This window comes from Dysgonomonas sp. ZJ279, from assembly GCF_011039205.1.
GTDB lineage: Bacteria > Bacteroidota > Bacteroidia > Bacteroidales > Dysgonomonadaceae > Dysgonomonas.
Window position 1 is genome coordinate 1 of sequence record NZ_JAAKEL010000051.1, and the last position, 2,369, is coordinate 2,369.

Consider the following 2,369-nt stretch of genomic DNA (forward strand, 5'->3'; position numbering starts at 1 on the left):
ATTTTACCCTCTGTGTTAGTGTTTCATACACAAAGGAATTTATAATGTTAATATTTGTTAGTAAAATGCAGGGCTTTATTAGAAGCTCTAGCGGATTTTACTTAACCGGTGGTATACTTTTCAATTATTTTAGTGGACTACTTTTCAATTATATTATACACTTTACACTATCGCCCGCCACAATACGGGTAAATAAAGAACTCGTTTTCCAAAAAAATTGGTGGCAAACAGATATTAATCGACAAGACGCGCAACCACAAGAAGAAACCAAACTTAAGGTAAAAGATGTATATTGGAAAAAAGGAGAGCAAGACACGAAAAAATATATTGATTATCCGAATTACCCCGTCACTCTCTTTATTGAAACAATGGACTACAACGAGGGCGACACCGCTACAATTATACTAAAGTCTAAAAACAACCGAAAATTTGCGGGCGGTAAAGACGAATTAAGCGTGTCAGGCAAAGTAGACGCCGACGGCATCGCCACAATAGAAAACTTCAAAATTAACTACACACTTTAATACTATGGCTTTAGAAATTTTAGACGCAAATAACGATAATGTACTCGTGCAAACTTGGACGTCGATAGAAAATGTATATATTGTAATTGATTTTAAACCCAACCCCAACGATCCTGACGATATAGACAAAGATAAGGATGTAATTGAGTTTAAAGACCTCGAAACTATCGGTTGGTTCGGCGTGTATGCAATGGACTTATTGGACGCCGAAACCCAACTTATAAAATTAATGGGTAATAATAAAGCCGATAACATTGTACTCATTTCGCACGGCAATGTAGCTGCTGGCGACGATTTGGTTTTTTTTGCTGATAACAATTTCAAAACTCAAGTATTTGGCAGTGATATAGATGATGTTATAAAAGACAAAGATAAGGTTTTCAAAAATCACCCTAAAAGATATATGAATGTAGAACATTTAAGATTTATCGTAAGCAATGTAAAAAGCGGCGGTAATTTCGTTTTAGGGTCATGTAACAGTGCTAACAACAAAAGTTTCTTAAGTAATTTACAGCGATTTACGGGTAGCCGTGTAAATATGTACGGAATTAATTGGACTTCTACAATGCCCACTATACCAAAGAGAGATAAGGACAGAAATATAATACAAGGTGTTGGGGTCGTAACCGCCGACAATTTGCTTAAATACTCTATCATAATGCCGCCCGACGAAGGCGAAACGGATAACGGCGGGGCTAAATTATTTCCTATGGGATGGCAAGAAAACGATTTCCCTACATATATTACGGATATACGAATCGGTAATTGCGGACTTATAGTAACCCCTTAATATAAAAATATAATGATAAAAAAAATATTTATAGCTCTAATACTTTCGCTTTGCTGTATTGCTCAACTATATAGTCAAGAAAAGTTTACCACTATCTTAGATAGTTTTAGGGTTAAAGATAAACATATCAGTATAGATGTAAACACCGATACAACGACGAGCTATTTTAATAAGTTGGATAACAAACAAAGTTTTATGTATGGCAAAAATTACAAAATGTTATATTTAGATAGTTACGGCGATTTTTCACTATTCGGTACATTTGCGAATGAGTATATTATTGGTTCATTAGAAGATGGGCTTTATATACCCGTGTATGATTTTTATTTGTTCGACCATGCAAATAAAAGGTGCTTTAGCCTAAGATACAATATAGCACAAAATTTTAGCTCTGACAATGGCATAGACATATCAATAGATAGAAATTTAGGTCTTGGACATACTTATCTTAACATTATAGTCGAACTAGATAAAGACTTTACCGCGCTTAGTTCTTTTTGGATTGTTGGTTTAGTTGCCGAAAAAGACACCAACCAACAAAAAGGTGATATTATTGCGTGGGCTTCTTATTTCCAAAAAGAGGGTATATGGTATAAAGATAAGGTTAGCTATTCGCCCCCATATCTAAAGATCAACGATTTGTCTTATACCGACTTTCTAAATCTGATCGCAAAAAAAACAGATTGTAACGAAGTATCGGAGGAGATAATTTGTGAAGATGCAAATTGCTATGAAGCTAGAGGCTATTTAAGAAAAAGTAAATAAGCCATTTATAAAACGACAAAAGCCCCGCGAATAATTCGCGAGGCTTTTTATTTATCCGTTAAACTCTATCGACATTTGACCGTAATTTGTCTTTAGTATTTCTTGTTTTACATTCATACCCATATACCGATAAAATGACCGTTCGGACATTGGATAAATAGAGTTTACATAGTACCGCCACACTTGCCGCTTAGATTTACTTTGATTGCCTACCTCATGCCGTTCCCTTACAATGTCTTGTATAAGTGCAACGCGCTTAAGTACATTAATATTTCTCTTTGTCTCTCTTT

The 2,369-nt window shown here is 34.9% G+C and carries 4 protein-coding genes; 3 read left to right on the forward strand and 1 reads right to left on the reverse strand.

Translation table 11 applies throughout. The features are described 5' to 3' along the window. From G7Y57_RS17780 to G7Y57_RS17790, 3 genes are all read left to right on the forward strand, one after another. On the forward strand, nucleotides 1–524 hold a 524-nt coding region (locus tag G7Y57_RS17780; protein WP_221412157.1), incomplete at its 5' end, for a hypothetical protein. A gap of 4 nt (nucleotides 525–528) precedes the next feature. Continuing rightward, complete coding sequence (locus G7Y57_RS17785; protein WP_165027338.1) at nucleotides 529–1,314, forward strand: hypothetical protein; 786 nt, start codon at nucleotides 529–531, stop codon at nucleotides 1,312–1,314. Nucleotides 1,315–1,326: 12 nt separating this feature from the next. Continuing rightward, nucleotides 1,327–2,079 carry a hypothetical protein gene (locus G7Y57_RS17790; RefSeq protein ID WP_165027341.1) on the forward strand — a complete coding sequence of 251 codons (753 nt, stop codon included), beginning with the start codon at nucleotides 1,327–1,329 and terminating at the stop codon, nucleotides 2,077–2,079. A gap of 51 nt (nucleotides 2,080–2,130) precedes the next feature. Here the strand turns inward: G7Y57_RS17790 and G7Y57_RS17925 are convergent. Next, nucleotides 2,131–2,369 (reverse strand): hypothetical protein (locus tag G7Y57_RS17925; protein WP_221412158.1); only part of this gene is annotated, 239 nt, incomplete at its 5' end.